At 36.9% G+C, this 18,204-nt stretch carries 20 protein-coding genes and 1 riboswitch; of the genes, 15 read left to right on the plus strand and 5 right to left on the minus strand.

The window, feature by feature from the left end; all coding sequences use genetic code 11:
• Positions 1-9: 9 nt before the first annotated feature.
• Entirely contained in the window at positions 10-426 is a 417-nt protein-coding gene (locus ACIQZG_RS18450) for an NUDIX hydrolase (protein WP_402756932.1), read from the plus strand.
• Between the two features lie 71 nt (positions 427-497).
• Here the strand turns inward: ACIQZG_RS18450 and ACIQZG_RS18455 are convergent, their stop codons facing one another.
• The 4 genes from ACIQZG_RS18455 to ACIQZG_RS18470 form a co-directional block, all read right to left on the minus strand.
• Positions 498-1,316 carry an SDR family NAD(P)-dependent oxidoreductase gene (locus ACIQZG_RS18455; RefSeq protein WP_402756933.1) on the minus strand — a complete coding sequence of 273 codons (819 nt, stop codon included), beginning with the start codon at positions 1,314-1,316 and terminating at the stop codon, positions 498-500.
• A gap of 17 nt (positions 1,317-1,333) precedes the next feature.
• The gene (locus tag ACIQZG_RS18460; RefSeq protein WP_402756934.1) at positions 1,334-2,035 is read right to left on the minus strand and encodes an SGNH/GDSL hydrolase family protein; all 702 of its coding nucleotides are present in this window, start codon (positions 2,033-2,035) and stop codon (positions 1,334-1,336) included.
• A gap of 1 nt (position 2,036) precedes the next feature.
• A complete protein-coding gene (locus ACIQZG_RS18465) occupies positions 2,037-2,633 on the minus strand; it encodes a TetR/AcrR family transcriptional regulator (RefSeq protein ID WP_402756935.1) in 597 nt (198 codons plus the stop codon).
• A 216-nt stretch (positions 2,634-2,849) separates the two neighbouring features.
• Complete coding sequence (locus ACIQZG_RS18470; RefSeq protein ID WP_402756982.1) at positions 2,850-3,278, minus strand: DUF2621 domain-containing protein; 429 nt, start codon at positions 3,276-3,278, stop codon at positions 2,850-2,852.
• 121 nt (positions 3,279-3,399) lie between these two features.
• Between ACIQZG_RS18470 and ACIQZG_RS18475 the strand changes: the two genes are divergently transcribed.
• From ACIQZG_RS18475 to ACIQZG_RS18520, 10 genes are all read left to right on the plus strand, one after another.
• The gene (locus ACIQZG_RS18475) at positions 3,400-3,615 is read left to right on the plus strand and encodes a DUF1659 domain-containing protein (RefSeq protein WP_402756936.1); all 216 of its coding nucleotides are present in this window, start codon (positions 3,400-3,402) and stop codon (positions 3,613-3,615) included.
• A gap of 38 nt (positions 3,616-3,653) precedes the next feature.
• Entirely contained in the window at positions 3,654-3,878 is a 225-nt protein-coding gene (locus tag ACIQZG_RS18480) for a DUF2922 domain-containing protein (RefSeq protein ID WP_402756937.1), read from the plus strand.
• Positions 3,879-3,941: 63 nt separating this feature from the next.
• A complete protein-coding gene (locus ACIQZG_RS18485; RefSeq protein WP_402756938.1) occupies positions 3,942-4,064 on the plus strand; it encodes a YvrJ family protein in 123 nt (40 codons plus the stop codon).
• A gap of 105 nt (positions 4,065-4,169) precedes the next feature.
• Complete coding sequence (locus ACIQZG_RS18490; protein ID WP_402756939.1) at positions 4,170-4,778, plus strand: SCO family protein; 609 nt, start codon at positions 4,170-4,172, stop codon at positions 4,776-4,778.
• Between the two features lie 122 nt (positions 4,779-4,900).
• Entirely contained in the window at positions 4,901-5,434 is a 534-nt protein-coding gene (locus ACIQZG_RS18495) for a DUF1572 family protein (RefSeq protein ID WP_402756940.1), read from the plus strand.
• A gap of 92 nt (positions 5,435-5,526) precedes the next feature.
• A riboswitch (cobalamin riboswitch) is annotated at positions 5,527-5,723 on the plus strand.
• Between the two features lie 191 nt (positions 5,724-5,914).
• Positions 5,915-7,534, plus strand: a complete 1,620-nt coding sequence (gene nikA / locus ACIQZG_RS18500) for a nickel ABC transporter substrate-binding protein (protein WP_402756941.1) — start codon at positions 5,915-5,917, stop codon at positions 7,532-7,534.
• Positions 7,535-7,823: 289 nt separating this feature from the next.
• Positions 7,824-8,786, plus strand: a complete 963-nt coding sequence (gene nikB / locus ACIQZG_RS18505; protein ID WP_402756942.1) for a nickel ABC transporter permease — start codon at positions 7,824-7,826, stop codon at positions 8,784-8,786.
• A gap of 1 nt (position 8,787) precedes the next feature.
• On the plus strand, positions 8,788-9,597 hold the full coding sequence (locus tag ACIQZG_RS18510) for an ABC transporter permease subunit (RefSeq protein WP_402756943.1): 810 nt from the start codon (positions 8,788-8,790) through the stop codon (positions 9,595-9,597).
• Between the two features lie 2 nt (positions 9,598-9,599).
• Complete coding sequence (locus ACIQZG_RS18515; RefSeq protein WP_402756944.1) at positions 9,600-10,391, plus strand: ABC transporter ATP-binding protein; 792 nt, start codon at positions 9,600-9,602, stop codon at positions 10,389-10,391.
• A 10-nt stretch (positions 10,392-10,401) separates the two neighbouring features.
• Positions 10,402-11,193, plus strand: a complete 792-nt coding sequence (locus tag ACIQZG_RS18520; RefSeq protein ID WP_402756945.1) for an ATP-binding cassette domain-containing protein — start codon at positions 10,402-10,404, stop codon at positions 11,191-11,193.
• A 462-nt stretch (positions 11,194-11,655) separates the two neighbouring features.
• On the opposite strand, the gene ACIQZG_RS18525 is transcribed toward ACIQZG_RS18520, so the two are convergent.
• On the minus strand, positions 11,656-12,210 hold the full coding sequence (locus ACIQZG_RS18525; RefSeq protein WP_402756946.1) for a delta-aminolevulinic acid dehydratase: 555 nt from the start codon (positions 12,208-12,210) through the stop codon (positions 11,656-11,658).
• 314 nt (positions 12,211-12,524) lie between these two features.
• Here ACIQZG_RS18525 and ACIQZG_RS18530 point away from each other — a divergent pair, with 314 nt between their 5' ends.
• The 4 genes from ACIQZG_RS18530 (at position 12,525) to ACIQZG_RS18545 (ending at position 17,995) form a co-directional block, all read left to right on the plus strand.
• Entirely contained in the window at positions 12,525-12,995 is a 471-nt protein-coding gene (locus ACIQZG_RS18530) for a DUF2691 family protein (protein WP_402756947.1), read from the plus strand.
• A gap of 170 nt (positions 12,996-13,165) precedes the next feature.
• Positions 13,166-14,845: a methyl-accepting chemotaxis protein gene (locus tag ACIQZG_RS18535; RefSeq protein WP_402756948.1), complete on the plus strand. Its 1,680-nt coding sequence runs from the start codon at positions 13,166-13,168 to the stop codon at positions 14,843-14,845.
• Positions 14,846-15,281: 436 nt separating this feature from the next.
• Positions 15,282-15,971 (plus strand): aspartate/glutamate racemase family protein, encoded by a 690-nt coding sequence (locus ACIQZG_RS18540; RefSeq protein WP_402756949.1) that lies wholly within the window; start codon positions 15,282-15,284, stop codon positions 15,969-15,971.
• Between the two features lie 323 nt (positions 15,972-16,294).
• On the plus strand, positions 16,295-17,995 hold the full coding sequence (locus tag ACIQZG_RS18545; protein WP_402756950.1) for a methyl-accepting chemotaxis protein: 1,701 nt from the start codon (positions 16,295-16,297) through the stop codon (positions 17,993-17,995).
• Positions 17,996-18,204: the final 209 nt, after the last annotated feature.

Below are 18,204 nucleotides of genomic sequence, written 5' to 3' on the forward strand. Positions count from 1 at the left end.
GATAAGGAAATGGATTATCATCGAGTTGATGTTGTCTATGCATTAATGTTTGATGCAGACACAAACAAAATCTTAATGGTATTTAACAAAAATGGTACTTGGTCATTACCAGGAGGTGGCGTTGAAGCGGGAGAAACTTTACATGATGCAACTGTAAGAGAAGTTAAAGAAGAAACCGGGTATGACATAAAGGTTGGTAATATTGTTGCTTTGAACGATGCTTTTATAGATAAAAACCATGTGTATTTTATTACTTATCATGGCCAAATCGTAAAACGACCTGAAGAAATTCCCCCAGAAGAAAATATCATCAAAGTTGAATGGGTGAGCTTAGATGAAGCTGACCGATTAATGCCATATTATCCAGGTGGAATTTCTAAACTGCTAAAGGAAACAGGTGCAAAATATACTTTGCAAAAAGATTAATTTCTCTATATCTCATTTCGATAATACGTACTTTTCATCATATAGTTGAAGTAGAGCAAATGGAGTGCTCGTTATGAAATACGAGCTTTCCTACTTACTTTACAAACTAATCGCATTAGTGCATTTTGTAATGGTGGAAAGGTTGTTGTGATGACATCAATTGTCTTTCGCATTGGCATAGGACATATGATAGGCTTATTTTTATGAACGCCATCTATAGTGATTTTAGCCAATCGTTCTGGAGACATTTTCTTTTGTTTTTTTAATTGGTCAGTCATGATTGATTTATTCATATTAATTGCTTTAGCATCATTAAAAATAGGGGTGTCAATAAAAGTAGGACAAAGAGTACTTACTTTTATGCCAAATTGTTGTGCTTCATAATGAAGAGATGTTGTAAGCCCAACAACAGCATGCTTTGTTGTAGAATAGGCTGCAGAAATAGGCGAAGGTCCAAGTCCTGCTGCAGATGCTGTATTAACGATATGTCCAAAGCCTTGTTCTTTCATAATTTTGTATCCAATCTGAGTTCCGTAAATGACACCCCATAGATTAACATCCATGATTTCTTTCCAGTCATCGATCGACATATCATAAAGCTCACCGTACATAGCCATCCCAGCATTGTTAAACAGATAATCCAACCTACCGAACACCTGATATGTTTCATTAATTACTTGTTCTACACTCGCTATTTCCGTTACATTTACATACACGAACTTAGCAATGATGTTCCTGTTATTGAGCTCAGCTTCAAATGTCTTTCCCTCACGCACATTAATGTCCGCAATAATTACGAATACATTATTAGCAACCAATTCACTACAAATAGCGCTGCCTATTCCTGAAGCTCCGCCGGTCACAATGGCGACTTTCTTTTGCGCCTCCATACTAATCCCTCCGTATTTTACATCTCTTTTACAACGTATTTTGTGTATAAAAGTTGATCAACCAGGGTTGCATATTCGCCCGCGACAATTGCAGCGCCACTACTATTTAAATGAATCCCATCTAATGTTAGATGAAGTCCTCGCTTAGTTGATAATTGATCAATGCGAGTAGGGCTTTTGTAAAACAATACATCCTTCATAACGCTCAAAACACTGGTACCAATGTATTCCGAACTGCTAACTTTGGACAAATGTTGTTCGAAAACAGATTGCAAATTCAAAAAGCTTGTATTTGGATGTTTACTCGAAATAGATTGGATAATGGTAGATAATTCTTTTAGTTCTTTATTTGCATCGTTTGTTGTATTTTCTCCAACGACTGCTGGTGATACGGTAACAACATGTTTAGAAGAGGTAAGAATCATTTCTATAACTTTAGTGAAGTATACTTCAAATTCTTCGTGGTCTTTCGCTACAGGCTGAGCTTGCACTTTAAGCATTTTAGAATAGACATCATTGACCCCGATCCAAAGGAAAGTAAGGTCGTAATCTGTATCCAACGTTGTTTTAGTTAAACGAGTATACAGACTTTTAACGGTTTCTCCCGATTTTCCGAGGTTGATAAAAGTAATGCTAGGGTACTTTTCTTTTAAGAGATTTGAGAAAGGCACTCCTGGACGACCATCTGTTAAACTATCACCTATTAATCCAACTTTCATATTAAATTCCTCCTTTTCGGATTGACCCTAAAAAGATTGTAACGGCTTGATTAAATAGTGGTTCAAGAGATTTCAATTCTTGTGCACTTGTTAGTTGGCATAACCCGCCGAGCCATGTGCCAAGTAAGACAGTCCATTCATCTACATTTCCAGTAGTAAATTCCCCGTTATCGACACCTTCTTGTAAAATTGCACGGTAAGAACTCATTGGGGTAATGGCTAATTCCATTAGTTTTTGTATAGATTCAGGACTTGAACTCGGAGTAGATGCTAATTCCTGACCAGATTTTAATAAAGGTGTTTGGTAATTATAGAGAACGTGCATTGCCATACCGTACAACTTTTCTATAGCTGTTAAGAAGGTAGGTTCTTTTTGTATCCACTTGTTATACCAATCTTCCATCGTTTCTTGAGCCAGAAGGACAAACAGCTTTTCTTTGTTTTCAAAATGATAATAAATATGACCTTTACTGTAACCAGAAGCTTTTGAAATATCTCCAACTGATGTTTGGTTATAGCCTTTTTGAGCAAATAAAATTGATGCTTCTTTCCTGATTTCATGTTTTGCAGTTTCACTGTCATAACGTCTTTTATTCAAAGTAATACCTCTTTCTAAAATTGAACGATTGTTCTAATTTGATTATACATAATTATCTGAAAAATGGAATTAAAAAACAACAGAAATTTTATGGATTTTTGGTGTCAGTAGGGGAGTGCTTAGGTACGATGGGGAAGTCGCTTTTAGTTAGCGGGGTACAATCAATCCAAATAGAAATGCCACACTGCTTAAAAAGTGTGGCATTTCTATTTATTATTAATCGAATAAGCTTTCGTATGGTGCAACGTCAATTTTAAGTTCATCTAATTTTTTACGTAAAAATTTATGATCTCGCTTAGGTGTAGCTTGAATATAGCCACGAATAATTAAATCATGATTGATTGCAGGTGCTTTTTCCTCAAGAGCAAGCTCCCCAATCTTTCCAGCGATTTTCTCTTTTGCGACTTGTCTAAATAACTCAGGTACAGGGCTGACTAATTCATACAATAATTCCTTTTCAGGTTGTCCCCATAAATGAATTGTTTTATCTAAGTAAAATTCTTGCCAATCTAAATCTGATTTACCATCCTGTTTTGGTAGCGCTTTTAAAAACTTGCGGAACATGAAAAATCCGCCAATCCCCATTAACGAAATTAGTACGGCTACCCAAAATAAGATAAACCATAGAAACCAACCATCTAACAAACCGTTCACCTCTTTACATTCTCTCTCCCTCTATTATAGAAGCTAGTGAAAAAAAATTCATCCTAATTGTCCCTTTTTTGACAAGTCAATCGTATATATTGTGTAGAAAGGGGGGACGCATATGGCAAACTCAATGTTTTTAGGCGCAACATTGCGCTTAAAGTATATTACAGGTCTGAACGACAAAAGTGAGCCGATTTTCGTTACAAAGTCGTACCGTAACTTAAATAGCTCGCATACTGCAGAAAATTTACTAGCGATAGCATCAGCAATCGCTAGTCTATCTTCTCATCCACTTGATAGTGTGACAAAGCAAGAAACAACAGATTTATCGTAAGGGCTGATTAATGATAGAAAAAAGAGGAGGTGCGAAAAATGGCACAAGTATTAGAATTGCAGTTTGAAACAACGGAAGGAAAGACTTCGACAATTTCCATCGATGCGCCTAGGCAAGATGTGACGGCAGAAGAGATTCAGCAAGCGATGGAAACAATTATCACTGCAAATGTATTTGAAGTACAAGCTGGTGCTTTTGTAGGCATGAAAGGCGCTCGAATTGTTGATCGACAAGTTTCACCATTTGAATTAGATATTGTGTAAATCCGAAAGTGGTCTTTGTGGTGAATGCTGCAAGGACCATTTTTAAAAAGGGGGGTACCGTTTATGGAACAGATGCTGAATATGGTATCAGATATAGGCTTTCCAATTTTGGTGTCGTTTTATTTGCTACATCGAGTGGAAGTAAAACTAGATGCAATTCACGATGTTCTTTTGGCGTTAAAGTGAAGCTAGACTTCACAAATATGTACGAAAGCTGTCACGCGGAAAACTTGTCATCGCTTACATTATTCGGGTAAGATGGAGTTAGTGTAAGTTAGGGAGTGAGTAGGGATGAAGGTAAAGGTAGTAGGATTAGTGATGCTGCTTGCAGTTTCGGCTGTGCTTAGTGCATGTGGCAATGTGAAGTTTAAAGCGGACTATAATTATGAAATGCAAGAATTTGAGCATATCAATCAACGAAATGAAACTGTTTCGCTTGAGAGTTTAAAAGGTAAACCGTGGTTAGGTATGTATATTTTCACGAATTGTGTTGATGTATGTCCGCCAATGACATTTAATATGACACAAGTTCAAGAAAAGCTCGTGGAAAAGGGTATTGAAGATTATAATATTGTGGCCTTCTCTGTAGATCCAGATGTAGATACACCAGAAGTATTAGCAGATTATTTAAGTCCCTATAATGCGCCAGATGAATCGAAGTGGAATCTATTGACAGGGTATTCGCAAAAATACATCGAACAGTTTGCAGCGAAATCAACAAAATTGATTGTGAAAGATGATCCTAAAACTGACCAGGTCATGCATGCGGTGACATTTTTCTTAGTAGATAAAGACGGTGTACTTGTAAAACAATATAGAGGTCAATCAGACGACCCATCTGAGGTACCAATCGATACAATCGCTGTCGATATAGAAACATATATTGAAGAAAACTTATAAGAGCAAGCTAGTACTATTTTTGTAGTACTAGCTTTTTAATTTATGAATATATTTTTATAAAGAATAGTATTTTCGGCAGAGATTTAGTAGTACAACCATCCAAATTAAGGGAGGAATTATAGATGAACATAGGGCAGATATACTTAGGTGTGATTCAAGAAAGATTTCAGGCTATCAAAGAATTAGGTGATAGAACGTTTGCACAGTTGGCACATGATCAATTGCACTGGTCTTACAACGAGGATTCCAATAGTATTGCTGTCATTATCAAACATATGAGCGGTAATATGGTGTCTAGGTGGACAGATTTTTTAACGACGGATGGGGAAAAGCCAACAAGAAATCGTGATGATGAATTCTTTGATAGCTTCACTTTAAAAGAAGAGCTAATAGCGGTTTGGGAAAAAGGATGGCAAGTTTTCATTGACACATTACGTGGATTAACTGAAGAAGATTTACTGAAAGTCGTAAAGATTCGAGGAGCGCAGCATACAGTGATTGAGGCGATTGAGCGACAAGTGGCCCATTATGCAATGCATGTTGGACAAATTGTTTACATTGGCAAGCAACTTAAAGGGGAAGAATGGGAAACGTTGAGTATTCCAAAAGGTCAATCAAATGCCTTTACAGAGGCAATGATGAAAGAACAAAAATAGTCAAGACGATTACAGAAAGAAGTAGTTTAATTTATTATATTCAGAAAATATAATTGACTATGTTATTTTACCATGTTATGTTTGTTACTAATTTAATATCGGTCATTACAAGTTTGTTTGATAAAGATTGTATATCAAATAATTAAAAGGAAAATGGGTGTAAATCCCATGCTGTCCCGCAGCTGTAAATGAGGAGTTTTGTTTTGAATGCCACTGAGTATGTACTTGGGAAGGTGAAACAAAATGTTGATTCATGAGCCAGAATGCCTACTTGTAATAAGATTCATTAAAGATCTACGAAAGATAGGGAGATGGATAGAGAGCTTTTTAATAGTGGGTTTTTCTGTCCTTATTCAACATGAATAGGGATTTTTTTATGCGTATTTTTCTATTTTGTAATAATTTTTTTGATGGTGAGATAGCATTAGCTTTTTTTAGTGGGTTTTAATGAACCTAGAACAAAGACAGGGAGAAATGACAATGACATTGAAAAAGAGTATTTTACCAATAATGTTAGTATTGCTGATGGTAATAGTAGCGGGTTGTTCAAGCGCTAATGACAATAGTTCAGCAACACCAAAAAAAGCAGGCAATGAACAGAAAATGTTAACAATAGGCTGGCCATTAGATGTAGGACCGCTAAATCCCCATACATATTTACCAAACCAATTGACTGCACAAGCAATGGTCTATGAATCATTAGTAACGTATAACGATGATGGCACTATTTCGCCTGCGTTAGCAGAAAGTTGGGATATATCGCCTGACAAAACAGCATATGTATTTCATTTAAGAGAAGGCGTACAGTATTCAGATGGTACTGCATTTAACGCAGATAATGTTGTGCGTAATTTTAATGCAGTATTAGCTGACCGTGAAATGCATTCTTGGATGGGGATGGTCAATCATATCGTGGAAGTTGTGAAAGAGGATGACTATACAGTTCGTTTACAATTAGATGAACCATACTATCCAGTGCTCAATGAATTAGCTTTTGTTCGTCCATTCCGCTTTTTAGGGGATAAAGGCTTCCCAGAAGGTGATGCAACATACAAAGACATTCAAGCACCAATTGGTACAGGCCCTTGGGTATTAACGGAATATAAAAAAGACGAGTACGCACTTTTCAGCCGCAACGAACATTATTGGGGTGAAAAGCCGGAAGTAGATCAAGTAAAGGTAAAGATTATTCCTGATTCGGAGTCTATTTCACTAGCATTTGAAAATAAAGAATTAGACTTGATTTATGGACGTGGGATTATTAGCTTAGATAATTATACATTCTTGAAAGATAGCGGCAAATATAAGACGGCTATTTCAGAACCATTATCGACACGTGCTTTATTATTCAATACACAATCAGGTCCTTTAGCAGAATTGGAAGTGCGTCAAGCATTACAATATGCAATTAATAAAGAGCAAATGGTAGAAAGCATTACACATGGTACTGAAAAAGTAGCCAATACATTATTTTGGGATGCCATTCCATATGCCAATATTGAGTTAACGCCAATTATATACGATCAAGAAAAAGCAACGCAAATATTGGATGAAGCGGGTTGGGTATTAAAAGCGGGCGAAAAAGTACGCTCGAAAAATGGAGAGAAGCTTGAATTAGATTTAATTTATATCGCAACAGATGCGGTTCAAAAACCAATGGCAGAATTAATGCAGGGTGAATTGGCGAAAATCGGTGTGCAATTGAATCTAGAAGGTGCTGATGTAATGGTAGGTCTTCAAAAAATGATGGATGATCAAGCCGACATTAATTTCTGGCGTACAAATGGCCCACCAACAGATCCGCATAGCTTTGCAAATGAATCAGCTACACCGAATTCAAGTGTAGTGTATGAAGCGAAATTAGGGTTACCAAACGCAGCAGCAATTGATGAAAAAATTCAGCAATTACTAATTGGTACAGATGAAGAAGAACGTGTGCAATTATATACAGACATTTTGACAATATTCCATGACCAAGCATTATTCTATCCAATCTCATATGAAACAAATAATGTTATTTATCATGACTATGTGAAAGATTTCTCTCCTCGTGCATCGGAATATGATATTCCTTTTGCTCAAATAGATTTGGAGAAGTAGAAGTGAAAAGTGGTATTGCAAATAAGTCCCTTAAGCAAGACAACTTGCTTTCTACATTGTAAAAATCCCAAGGTCACAGCGTAAGTCGCAACCCGTGCTAAGCGCAGTTTGTTGCGTCTTACGGCTTGTGCGTGCTCCTACCGCTACGTTTCACTCACGCTTTCTTCGCAAATTAAGTTCCCGTAGGAGTCTACGCAGATTTTTGACTGTATATCAAAAAAATAGATACGCTCAGCATACTATTTTTCTTTTTGAGCAGCCCTTATTTTTCAATACGACGTTTTAGGAAGTGACTACTATATACGAATCTACATGGCTCTTTTGTCTGAAACGCATCCTTACTTTGCCATTTGTCTTAGTGGGGGTATCGATGATTACTTTTATATTTGTTCGCTTTGTACCTGTGGAGCCCGCAGAAGTCATTCTTAGAATGTCACGAATTGCTCCTACACCTGAAGCAATTCAAGCATTGCGCGAAGAACTTGGTACGGATAAACCTATGCTTATTCAATTCTTTATATGGTTGAAAGGAGTGGTACAGCTAGATTTTGGTACTTCCTTTGTCAGTAAATTACCTGTAGGGCATGAAATTTTCGCGAAACTACCAGCTACAATGGAGTTGGCGTTCGCTGCATTTATATTGATTGTCTGTTTGAGTATTCCACTAGGAGTTGTAAGCGCACTTTATAAGAATTCATTTATTGATAAAATCGTTCGCTTTTTTTCTATTATTAGTGTATCGATTCCAACTTTTTGGCTTGGATTTATACTTTTATACATATTTAGTTTGAAGCTTAGTATTTTTCCGACAAATGGTAAGGGAACTCTTTTGCATATTGTATTGCCAACGGTGGCATTAGCTTTACCTGTCATTGGCTTGTTTACTCAGTCTATTCGAACGAGTGTACTAGAAGAGCTCCAAAAACCATATGTCCATTATGCACAATTAAGAGGTTTAAAGAGGCATATTATTATTACAAGGCATGTACTGAAAAATGCTGCAGTTCCGATGACGACCATGCTCGGAATGACACTTGGGAATTTACTCGGTGGTGCAGTAATTGTAGAACAGGTTTTTAGTTGGCCAGGGCTAGGCCGTTATTTAATCGAGTCCATCATTAATCGCGATTATCCGGTAGTCCAATGTTATGTATTAATTATTGCGATGATTTATGTACTAGCAAATCTATGTACGGATATTTTACATCGCGCCCTAGACCCTCGTTCCGCTATGAAGGAGAGGAGGGGGTAATGTGAAAAGGTTTAAGTTAAATCCTAGACAACTATTTTGTGTAATTGTACTTGTATTGATTGGATTTCTTGGGCTTTTTGCAACGTGGATAATGCCGAATGATCCGTACTTTGTAGAGGTTACAAACAAGTTTTTACCACCTTCATGGGAGTATCCGCTTGGAACTGACCATTTGGGAAGATGTATATTCTCACGTTTATTGCTGGGTATTCGTTATTCTGTAGGGGCTGCAGTATTTATTCAAATTGTTGCGAGTGCTCTTGCTATATGCATTGGTGCGACAGCTGCCTTTAAAGGTGGAATTGTAGATTTTTTATTTATTCGCCTATGTGATATTTTATTAGCTTTCCCGACCCTCGTATTGGCATTTGGACTGCTTGGTATTTTAGGGCCAAGTTTAAAAAATGTATTATTCGCTTTGATATTCACGCAAGGGATCTATTATTCGAGAATTTTAAGGGGCTTATTTATTAGTATTAAGGAAAAAGAGTATATTCAAGCAGCGAGGGTTAGTGGGACATCGGGATTGAAATTGATTGTTAGACACTTTATACCGAATACGATGACACCATTGTTAACAATCGTATCTCTTGATTTAGGAAAAGTTATTTTAGAAATTGCTGGGTTTTCTTTTATAGGACTTGGTGTTCAAGCACCTACGCCTGAATGGGGCATGATGATTAGTGAGGGTAAGCAGTATATTCGACAACATCCTGAACTTATGTTGTATCCAGGGATAGCAATTATCTTCGTTGTGCTAATCGTCAATGTATTGGCAGGTAGCAAGAAATCAGTATTTCAAAAGGGGTAGCTATGGAGAGTGAAACATCATTCGAGCCAATTTTAAGCGTCCAAGATTTAACCGTAAAAATTGGTGAGAAGCGCATTTTGCAAAATATTAATTTGACCGCCTATAAAGGGCGTGTATTAGGGATTATTGGTGAAAGTGGTAGTGGAAAATCGATGTTGTGCCAAGCAATTATGCAAGCACTTCCAACCTACGCACAAAAAGAGAGTGGCAAAATACTTTATAATCAACACGACTTATCGATGCTACCGGAAGATAAGATGAGAGCGATTAGGGGTAAACAGATATCGATGATTATGCAAAACCCGTCAGCATCACTTGATAGTATACAAACGATTGAAATGCATTTTCGTGAAACATTAAAGGCACATTTTCCGATGAACAAAAAAGAAATAAAACAAACAGCAATTTATTATATGAGAAAAGTAAACTTGCCGAATCCAGAGAAACTATTAACTTATTATCCATTTCAATTAAGTGGTGGGATGCTTCAGCGTGTGATGATTGCTTTATCGCTTTCGATGCAATCAAAGCTTGTCATAGCAGATGAACCGACTACAGCACTAGATACAGTCAACCAGAAAAATATACTATCATTATTTGATCAAATTCGAACAGAAACAGGTGCAGGTATTATTATTGTGACACATGATTTGGGCGTTATTGCAGAACTTGCGGATGATGTTGCAGTCATATACAAAGGTGAGATTGTTGAGCAAACCAACGTTTATGATTGTTTTGATAATCCCAAGCATCCATATACGAAAGAGCTTTTACAATCAAGGCTTATTGTTTAGAGGTGTATAGATGTCATTATTAGAAGTGAAAAATGTTACGAAGCATTATGAAGTACGATCGTCATTGTTACAAAAAAAGCAAGTAGTGCCAGTGCTAGAGGATGTAACTTTATCACTTCAAGCAGGCGAATGTTTAGGGCTTGTTGGACAAAGTGGTTCTGGTAAAAGTACGTTAAGCAGAATTATTTTAGGTTTAGAGGAGCCAACTAGTGGGACAGTGCGATTTGATGACGTTTACTTATATCAAGCAGATAATCAGAAGAAAAAACAGATTCGAAGAGACTTACAGGCGGTATTTCAAAATAGCTTTAACTCATTAAATCCTAGACAAACTGTTATGGAAATAATAGAAGAACCTTTGCTCAATTTTGAAAATTATTCGAGAGATGAACGACGTCATAAGGTAGAAGAATTATTAGATTGTGTGGGGTTAGTAAATGAAGTTGTACATAAATTCCCTTCCCAATTAAGTGGTGGACAACAGCAACGTGTATGTATTGCCCGGGCAATAGCTATCAACCCTAAGTTGATTGTTTTGGATGAAGCAATAAGTAGCCTTGATATGATCTTGCAGAAACAAATTTTAACGTTACTACAAGCTTTGCAGCATCAATTGAAATTATCGTATATTTTTATCTCACATGATTTAAATGCTACTCGTTTTATTTCAGATCGAATACTTGTGATGCATCAAGGACAACTAGTAGACGAAGTAAGTAAAGACGCTTCTATTAAACATCCTGCTGCACGCGAATTATTTAATGCTATTTTGCCGACGCATCCCCGTGACCGTGAGAGGTAATTAGTTAGCCAATCTTGCTACAAATGTGAGCGTTGTCATTTTCAGTAGTTGTGAATATGCTCGGAGAGAAGGTAAATACTCGTAAAAGCGGTGAGAATATACTAGTAGGACTTGATTATTGAGAATATCAGATATCCATTTTGGGGATTCGGATTATAGTGTGAATATCCAATTTGATTATTCTATTTAAACATAACGCTAATTAGGATAATCGTTTGGATTGAGGATGGATAAAGTAGAGAAAAGGAATGAGGTATATACTAACCGATCTGGCTTTAAGTTTCGAAAGAAGGTAAGAAAAAAGTTTGATGATTTTTAATATCAGAACTTATACAATCAATTTTTAGTAGAAACGACATCTTCGCTTTCTTCTTACTGTCCAAATTGTGGTACTATTGTAAACTTAGTAGTATTCAGTAAATTTAAAAACGTAGCCGGCAAACAGGCTACGTTTTTTATAATTTAGGATAAATAGAGTTGGTACATAAAGGTTTCCTCATCGATCGCTTTTGCAATCTCAAATGCTTCTTCCTGACTTTTATGGTTATTTATGATTTCGTACATGAATTTCACAACAAACATTAAATTTGCATTCCCACCTATGTAATCATCTGGCCCTATATAAGAATGACAACCACTCTTAAGGAATGCTTTTGCTAATCGTTCGTCTCCTAATGTACAACCTGTTGCTATTACCTTTACATTTTCTAAATTTGAATATCGCATAACATCTTGTTCATCAAAAAATTCCCCTCTAGGCTCACCATCCTCATAGATATCCTCACCTAGTTCAGGCATACAAAGTCTACCCTCATCTCCATGAAAATTTAAAATTAGATAATCCATTTTGTCATCTCGATCTTCTCCAGATAGTACATCAACAAGAACATTTGGTCGTCCTATCCAATGAACAGTAACTCTAGCACCGAAATACTCGAGTGTTGATCGTAAGGCAAAAGATTCCATATCGCAATTTGGACCTACCACTAAACTGACATACAATTCTGGTTTGCTCATTTAAAAACCCCTTCCTTTAAATTGTTATTAAACAGTATTATAGCTCATCACCATTACGTGTGGGTGGATTTCCGTACTGCTGTGTGTTGTCATGTAGTGTGGTGTTTTAGTCTCCAACCTCGCTCCAGTGGCCAGTTGTAACGAAAAATGCAGTTATCTGTAAGCATTATACTCTTTCATCAAATGTCATCCCCGACTTTTTGTGATGAATGGTCAAAAATATTTCAACTATAATAGTATAGAAAGAAGAGTTTGAATCAGCCTAATAAATTCAGTTTGTATACAGATAAGATTTCGAATTTGAGGTGAATAGGATGTATAGAGGAATAGGGTGTAGCATTCCTAATGAACATGGGCAAAGTTTAGGGAACATATTAGCACCGGTGGATTTAGCAAGATATATGTGGAAGGTTGGCAATAGTGATGCATATTTTGTAGAACAGAATAATTTTACTGAATCATTTTTCTCAGACGATGAATATGAGCGTGGCATTACCGGAGCGGATTTACAGATGAGACTTCGGAAAGATTCCTATTACACGATTTTTATGGACTTGAAAGGCTATCCAAGTGAGCAGTTTACAGTAATAACTACATATGAGGATTTTTTGAAAAGTGATTGTGAAATTGTTATTCTACTATCGGACTGTACGTATTTTAATATTTATTGCAAAAATCCACTATTAATTGAGAAGATGTATCGTCATGCAAAAGCTCAGCAATTTGAGGACCTTCAATATTTAACTGAAGAAAACGATGGGCGGACTAGATGGGGCATTTGGTAAATAACTAGTAAAATACTCCTGAGAAAAGTCAATGCAATTTGATAGGAGTTTTAATATTTGTCATATGTTCTCTATTATTTTATATAATTGCTAGAAGAGTCATAGGAGGAAGTAAAGACTTGCGATATACTCGAGAGGACTATACATATTTAGGGAATTGAGGTTGTACTATGAAACTTACAGTTGAACGCAAACTACAATTTGCATTTGGTATCGTGTTGGCATTTCTAATATTGATTGCAGGAATTTCTATCTATTATTTAGATTCTAATAGTAAAACACTTGCAGCTATTGAGAAGGATACAGAGCTGATTAATCTTTATAACGACATTTCTTTCCAAACTGTGCGTGCGAATGCGGCAATTCGCGGGTACATGTTATATGGCAAGGAAGAAATGCTGAAAAATCATCATGAAATTCGTGATACTTTACATAGTTCTGTTAATCGCATAAAAGATCTAGGTCTAAAAGATGCGGATTTTGACAAGTTTTTAGTGCAGCTAAATGAATGGGAGACACCGATTGATGAGGACATAGTACCTCTTTTTCAAAATGGTGACAAAGAGCAAGCACAGCAAATGGCTTTACCTGTGCTTGGTGAGGGTTCGCAAAAATTAGTTGTTTTTGGGAAAACGATGGCAACAGCAAAAAATGAAGAAATGATGGCAAATATAGCTAAGACAAAGGCAAGTGGTTTAACGAGTGCGAAAGAAATTGGTGGGCTGTTGATTGTTTCTTTGCTTGTTAGTATCATTATTGCTACCGTTTTTGGTCGCCGTGTAGCGAAAAACATTCAACAAACAGTTACAGAAATGGACAAGTTTTCAGAGGGCGATTTAAAAACGCATCTTCAATTTAAAACGAAAGACGAGTTTGCATTGCTCGCTGATTCCTTTAACAAAATGTCCTCGAAACTACGTCAGACGATGAGACAAGTCGGGAATTCATCTGAACAAGTTGCTGCCACATCCGAACAGCTAACTGCGAGCAGTATGGAAGTAACACAAGCGACGGAAGTCGTAACAGAATCGATTCAAGACATTGCACAAGGAATTGAGAAGCAAGACACTTTGACTGCGGATGTGAAAGGGCTATCCTCGCATATTTTCAAAAAAATGAATGAGATTTCAACAAGCATCGATAATGTAAATGATGCAACAGTTTCTACAAAAAAGATGGCGAGTGCAGGCCGTGCATCGGTACGAAATGTCATAGAGCAGATGAATGAAATTTCCGATAACACAGCTGAGCTAACTACACGAGTCAAAGATCTAGACGACAATACAGCTGCAATTGCTTCTGCTGTTAGTGTTATTAAAAGCATTGCTACACAAACGAATTTACTAGCCATCAATGCCTCGATTGAAGCGGCACGAAGCGGAGAACACGGCAAAGGCTTTGCCGTTGTAGCAGAAGAAGTTCGTAAACTTGCAGACGAATCTAATCTCGCAGCTGGCGATATTGAAAAGGTGGTCGCTCAAATTACAGAGACTACCCGAATAATTGAGGAGGATATGGAACAAAGCAATGATTCTGTATCAGTAGGGCGAGAAAAAGTAAATGTTGCACGTGATAACTTCCTACAAATTGACGGGGCTATCGATGACGTAGAGCAACAAGCACATGCGGTAACAGCTGCTATACGTGCAATTCATCAAGATATCGAAAAGCTTGTAAAAGAAATCGACTATATTAGCGAAGTGTCGATGCAATCAAGTGATAACGTCCAAAGCGTTGCGGCCTCTTCAGAAGAACAAAATGCCGCGATGGAAGAAGTAGCTGCTGCTTCCACACATCTATCGAAAATGGCGATTGATTTGCAAGAATCTATTCAGTCATTTAAATATTAATCAAATGAATCCCTAAGCATCACCTAATTCCATATCGTGATGCTTGGGGATTTTTAGTGAAGTTTTTAGTAGGAGACAGCTCGACAAGGGTGGGGAATCGCTCAGGGTTGTGGAGAGGTCGCTTTATATGGGGGAGAGTCGCTCAAGGTTGTGAGAAAGTCGTTCAACATGAGAGAAGGTTCGCTCAAGGTTATGGAGAGGTCGCTCAATATGGGGGGAGTCGCTCAAGGTTGTGAGAAAGTCGCTCAATATGAGAGAAGGTTCGCTCAAGGTTGGGAAAAGGTCGCTCAACATGAGAGAAGGTTCGCTCAAGGTTATGAGAAAGTCGCTCAACATGTGTGAAGAGTCGCTCAATAAGGACAGGAAGCCACGGTAGTTTCGGCAATTTGACGATATTTAGAAATGAATATTCAATATACATATTAGGAGGTATAGTATGAAAACAATCGGTCTAATCGGTGGGATGAGTTGGGAATCTTCAGCTGAATATTATCGACTTATCAATATGGAAGTGAAGCGACAACTTGGTGGTTTGCATTCGGCAACTTGCATTCTGTATAGTGTAGATTTTCAAGAAATAGAGCATTATCAGGCAAAAGGGAACTGGGAAAGGGCTGGGGCTGTACTCGGGGAAGCGGCACATTCCTTAGAAAAAGCGGGAGCTGATTTCATTGTGATTTGCACAAATACGATGCATAAAGTTGTTGATCTAATTGAAGCAAAAATTAACATTCCTATTTTACATATTGCTGATGCTACGGCTTCGCAAATACAAAAAGCAAAATTAAAAACAATTGGTTTACTCGGTACGAAATATACTATGGAGCAAGCATTTTATAAAGAACGAATTGGCAATCAAGGCATAGAAGTTATTGTACCTGGTGAAGAGGAACGTAACGGCGTGAATCGTATTATTTACGAAGAATTATGTTTAGGAATTATAGAGCAACCATCAAAAGAATATTATTTAAAGGTAATTCAGAAGTTAATTGAAGAAGGCGCATGCGGTATCATTCTTGGCTGTACTGAGATTGGTTTACTCATTAAACAGGAAGATGTTCAGGTACCTATATTTGATACAACTGTAATCCATGCCATTGCAGCGGTGGAGCAAGCCATCAAATGAAAAAACTTTTACATGCAAAATGTTTCTATACTTTCGTCAAAAACACTTCGATACTTAATGAGATCTTCGACAAAGGAAAAAGTGATCTGAAATTACCTACTTTACCCTCCTAGAAACTAAATAATATAGCTGTTCCTCGGATAGGTTTGTACCTGTTTCTAGTGAAATTTTATTCTGAGTGAATGTGCTAATATACCTAAATTAAGAACTAGTGAAATATACTCTATAAATAGCTAAATAATCGCCGATTATAGTCGATATATATAAGGTGGTAAAGAATTACTTTTGGTTTGTTTTTTTACATTCTTTGAGGGGGAAAAGTCATGAAGTGGACAATAGGTAAGAAAGTAGGTATTTCATTCTCAATTATAATGTTAATAATTTTGTTGATGAGTGCAATTGCTATTAAAAGTGCGTTTACATTGAATGAAAATACATCGACACTAAACAATGATATTATTCCTGAAATAAACTTGCTTAATGAGATTAAGGAACAAACGAATAATATGTATATTAGCACTCAGCAAAGTTTAATCTCTGAGGATTTGTCATATAAGAAACAATATGCGCAAGAAGTTGAAACAATCATAAAGCAGATAGAACAATCATTGAGTTCATATGGAAGAATCGTGGAAACTGACCAGGGAACAGCAGCTTATGAACAGTTAATGTCTAGCTGGACAGGCTTAGTGGAAATGAATAATGAGGCGGTTCGTTTAAATAACGCTGGGGATATGACCCAAGCAATACAGAAATATTATGAAGTTGATACGATCTTTAAAAAAGTGCAAGAAAGTCTAGATGAGTTAACGGTTATACTGGATCAGCAATCAGAGGAAATTCTTAATCATGGGTCAGATGAATTTAAAAGTACAGTTATTTTTCAAATTGCAGCGAGTGTAATTTCCTTACTATTGACGATTGGGATTATCTATTTCTTTGTTCGCGTGATTAAAAGACCAGTGGAATTACTATCAGCACAAGCTAAACAATTGGCAGAGGGTAATTTGGCAATTGAACCTGTAAATATCAAGAATAGGGATGAAATCGGTCAACTGGGGACTGATTTTAATAGTATGCTAGCAAATTATCGAGATTTAATTGGGGGCTTACAAGAGCATATACAGACAGTTGCTGCTACTTCAGAGGAGTTGTCTGCAAGCGCCGACGAAACAACTAGAGCGACAGAACAAATTACAAGAGCTATGGTGGATGTTTCAGAAGGGGCAGACCAACAAGTGCAAGGTGCAAGAAATAGTAATGAAGCTATCTCAGAAATGGTGACAGGAATGGAGCAAGCAACTTCTTCTGTGCTAGCAGTGTCGGATTTAGCGGTATCGACAAAGGAGTATACTTTGGTTGGCTCAAATATGATGGACCAAACGATGAGACAAATGATGAACATTCAGCAATCTTCTGACACGACATCAAAAGTTGTTCAATCATTAGGCGAAAAATCGACTGAAATCAGTCAAATTGTTGGGCTGATTACCGCAATTGCTGATCAAACGAACCTCCTTGCATTAAATGCAGCAATTGAAGCGGCCAGAGCTGGGGAATATGGAAAAGGCTTTGCTGTAGTAGCAGATGAAGTTCGGAAATTAGCTGAAAATTCATCTGTGGCAGCCAATCAAATTCGTGAGGTCATTGTAGCGATACAACATGAAGTGACAGAAGCAATAACTGCAATGGAAAAATCAACAAATAATGTAAATGAAGGCATAACACTAGTGAAAAAATCAGAAGATAACTTCCAAGGTATTTCTTCAATGATTGAAAATGTATCTAGTCAAACAGAAAATATTTCCGCATTTATTGAACAGTTAAATGCAAATACACTTAGTATAAAAGGGCAATTAAATGAAGCATCTATCTTATCTGAAAGTTCGTCAAGTCAAGCGCAAACAGTTGCTGCAGCTGCAGAAGAGCAAAATGCAACAATGGTAGAAATCTCGACTTCAGCACGGACGTTAGGTCAGTTATCATCTGAATTACAAGAAATGGTGCGTAAGTTTAGATTGTAAATTGAATATTAAACAAGAGCACTACAGGTCGAAGAACATAACGACTTGTAGTGCTTTTTTGTGTGTCAATGAAAGCGTAAAATTTTCATTCATTCTTACTCTTTTTTAGGTGTCTATACTAAAAAAGTGAACATACTAACAATAGTAATTTTGGTTTCATGAAAACGAATTAAAATAATATTGCTTAAAATGAACTACATAACGAATTT

Source organism: Lysinibacillus sp. NPDC096418, from assembly GCF_044762775.1.
Classification (GTDB): Bacteria; Bacillota; Bacilli; order Bacillales_A; family Planococcaceae; genus Lysinibacillus.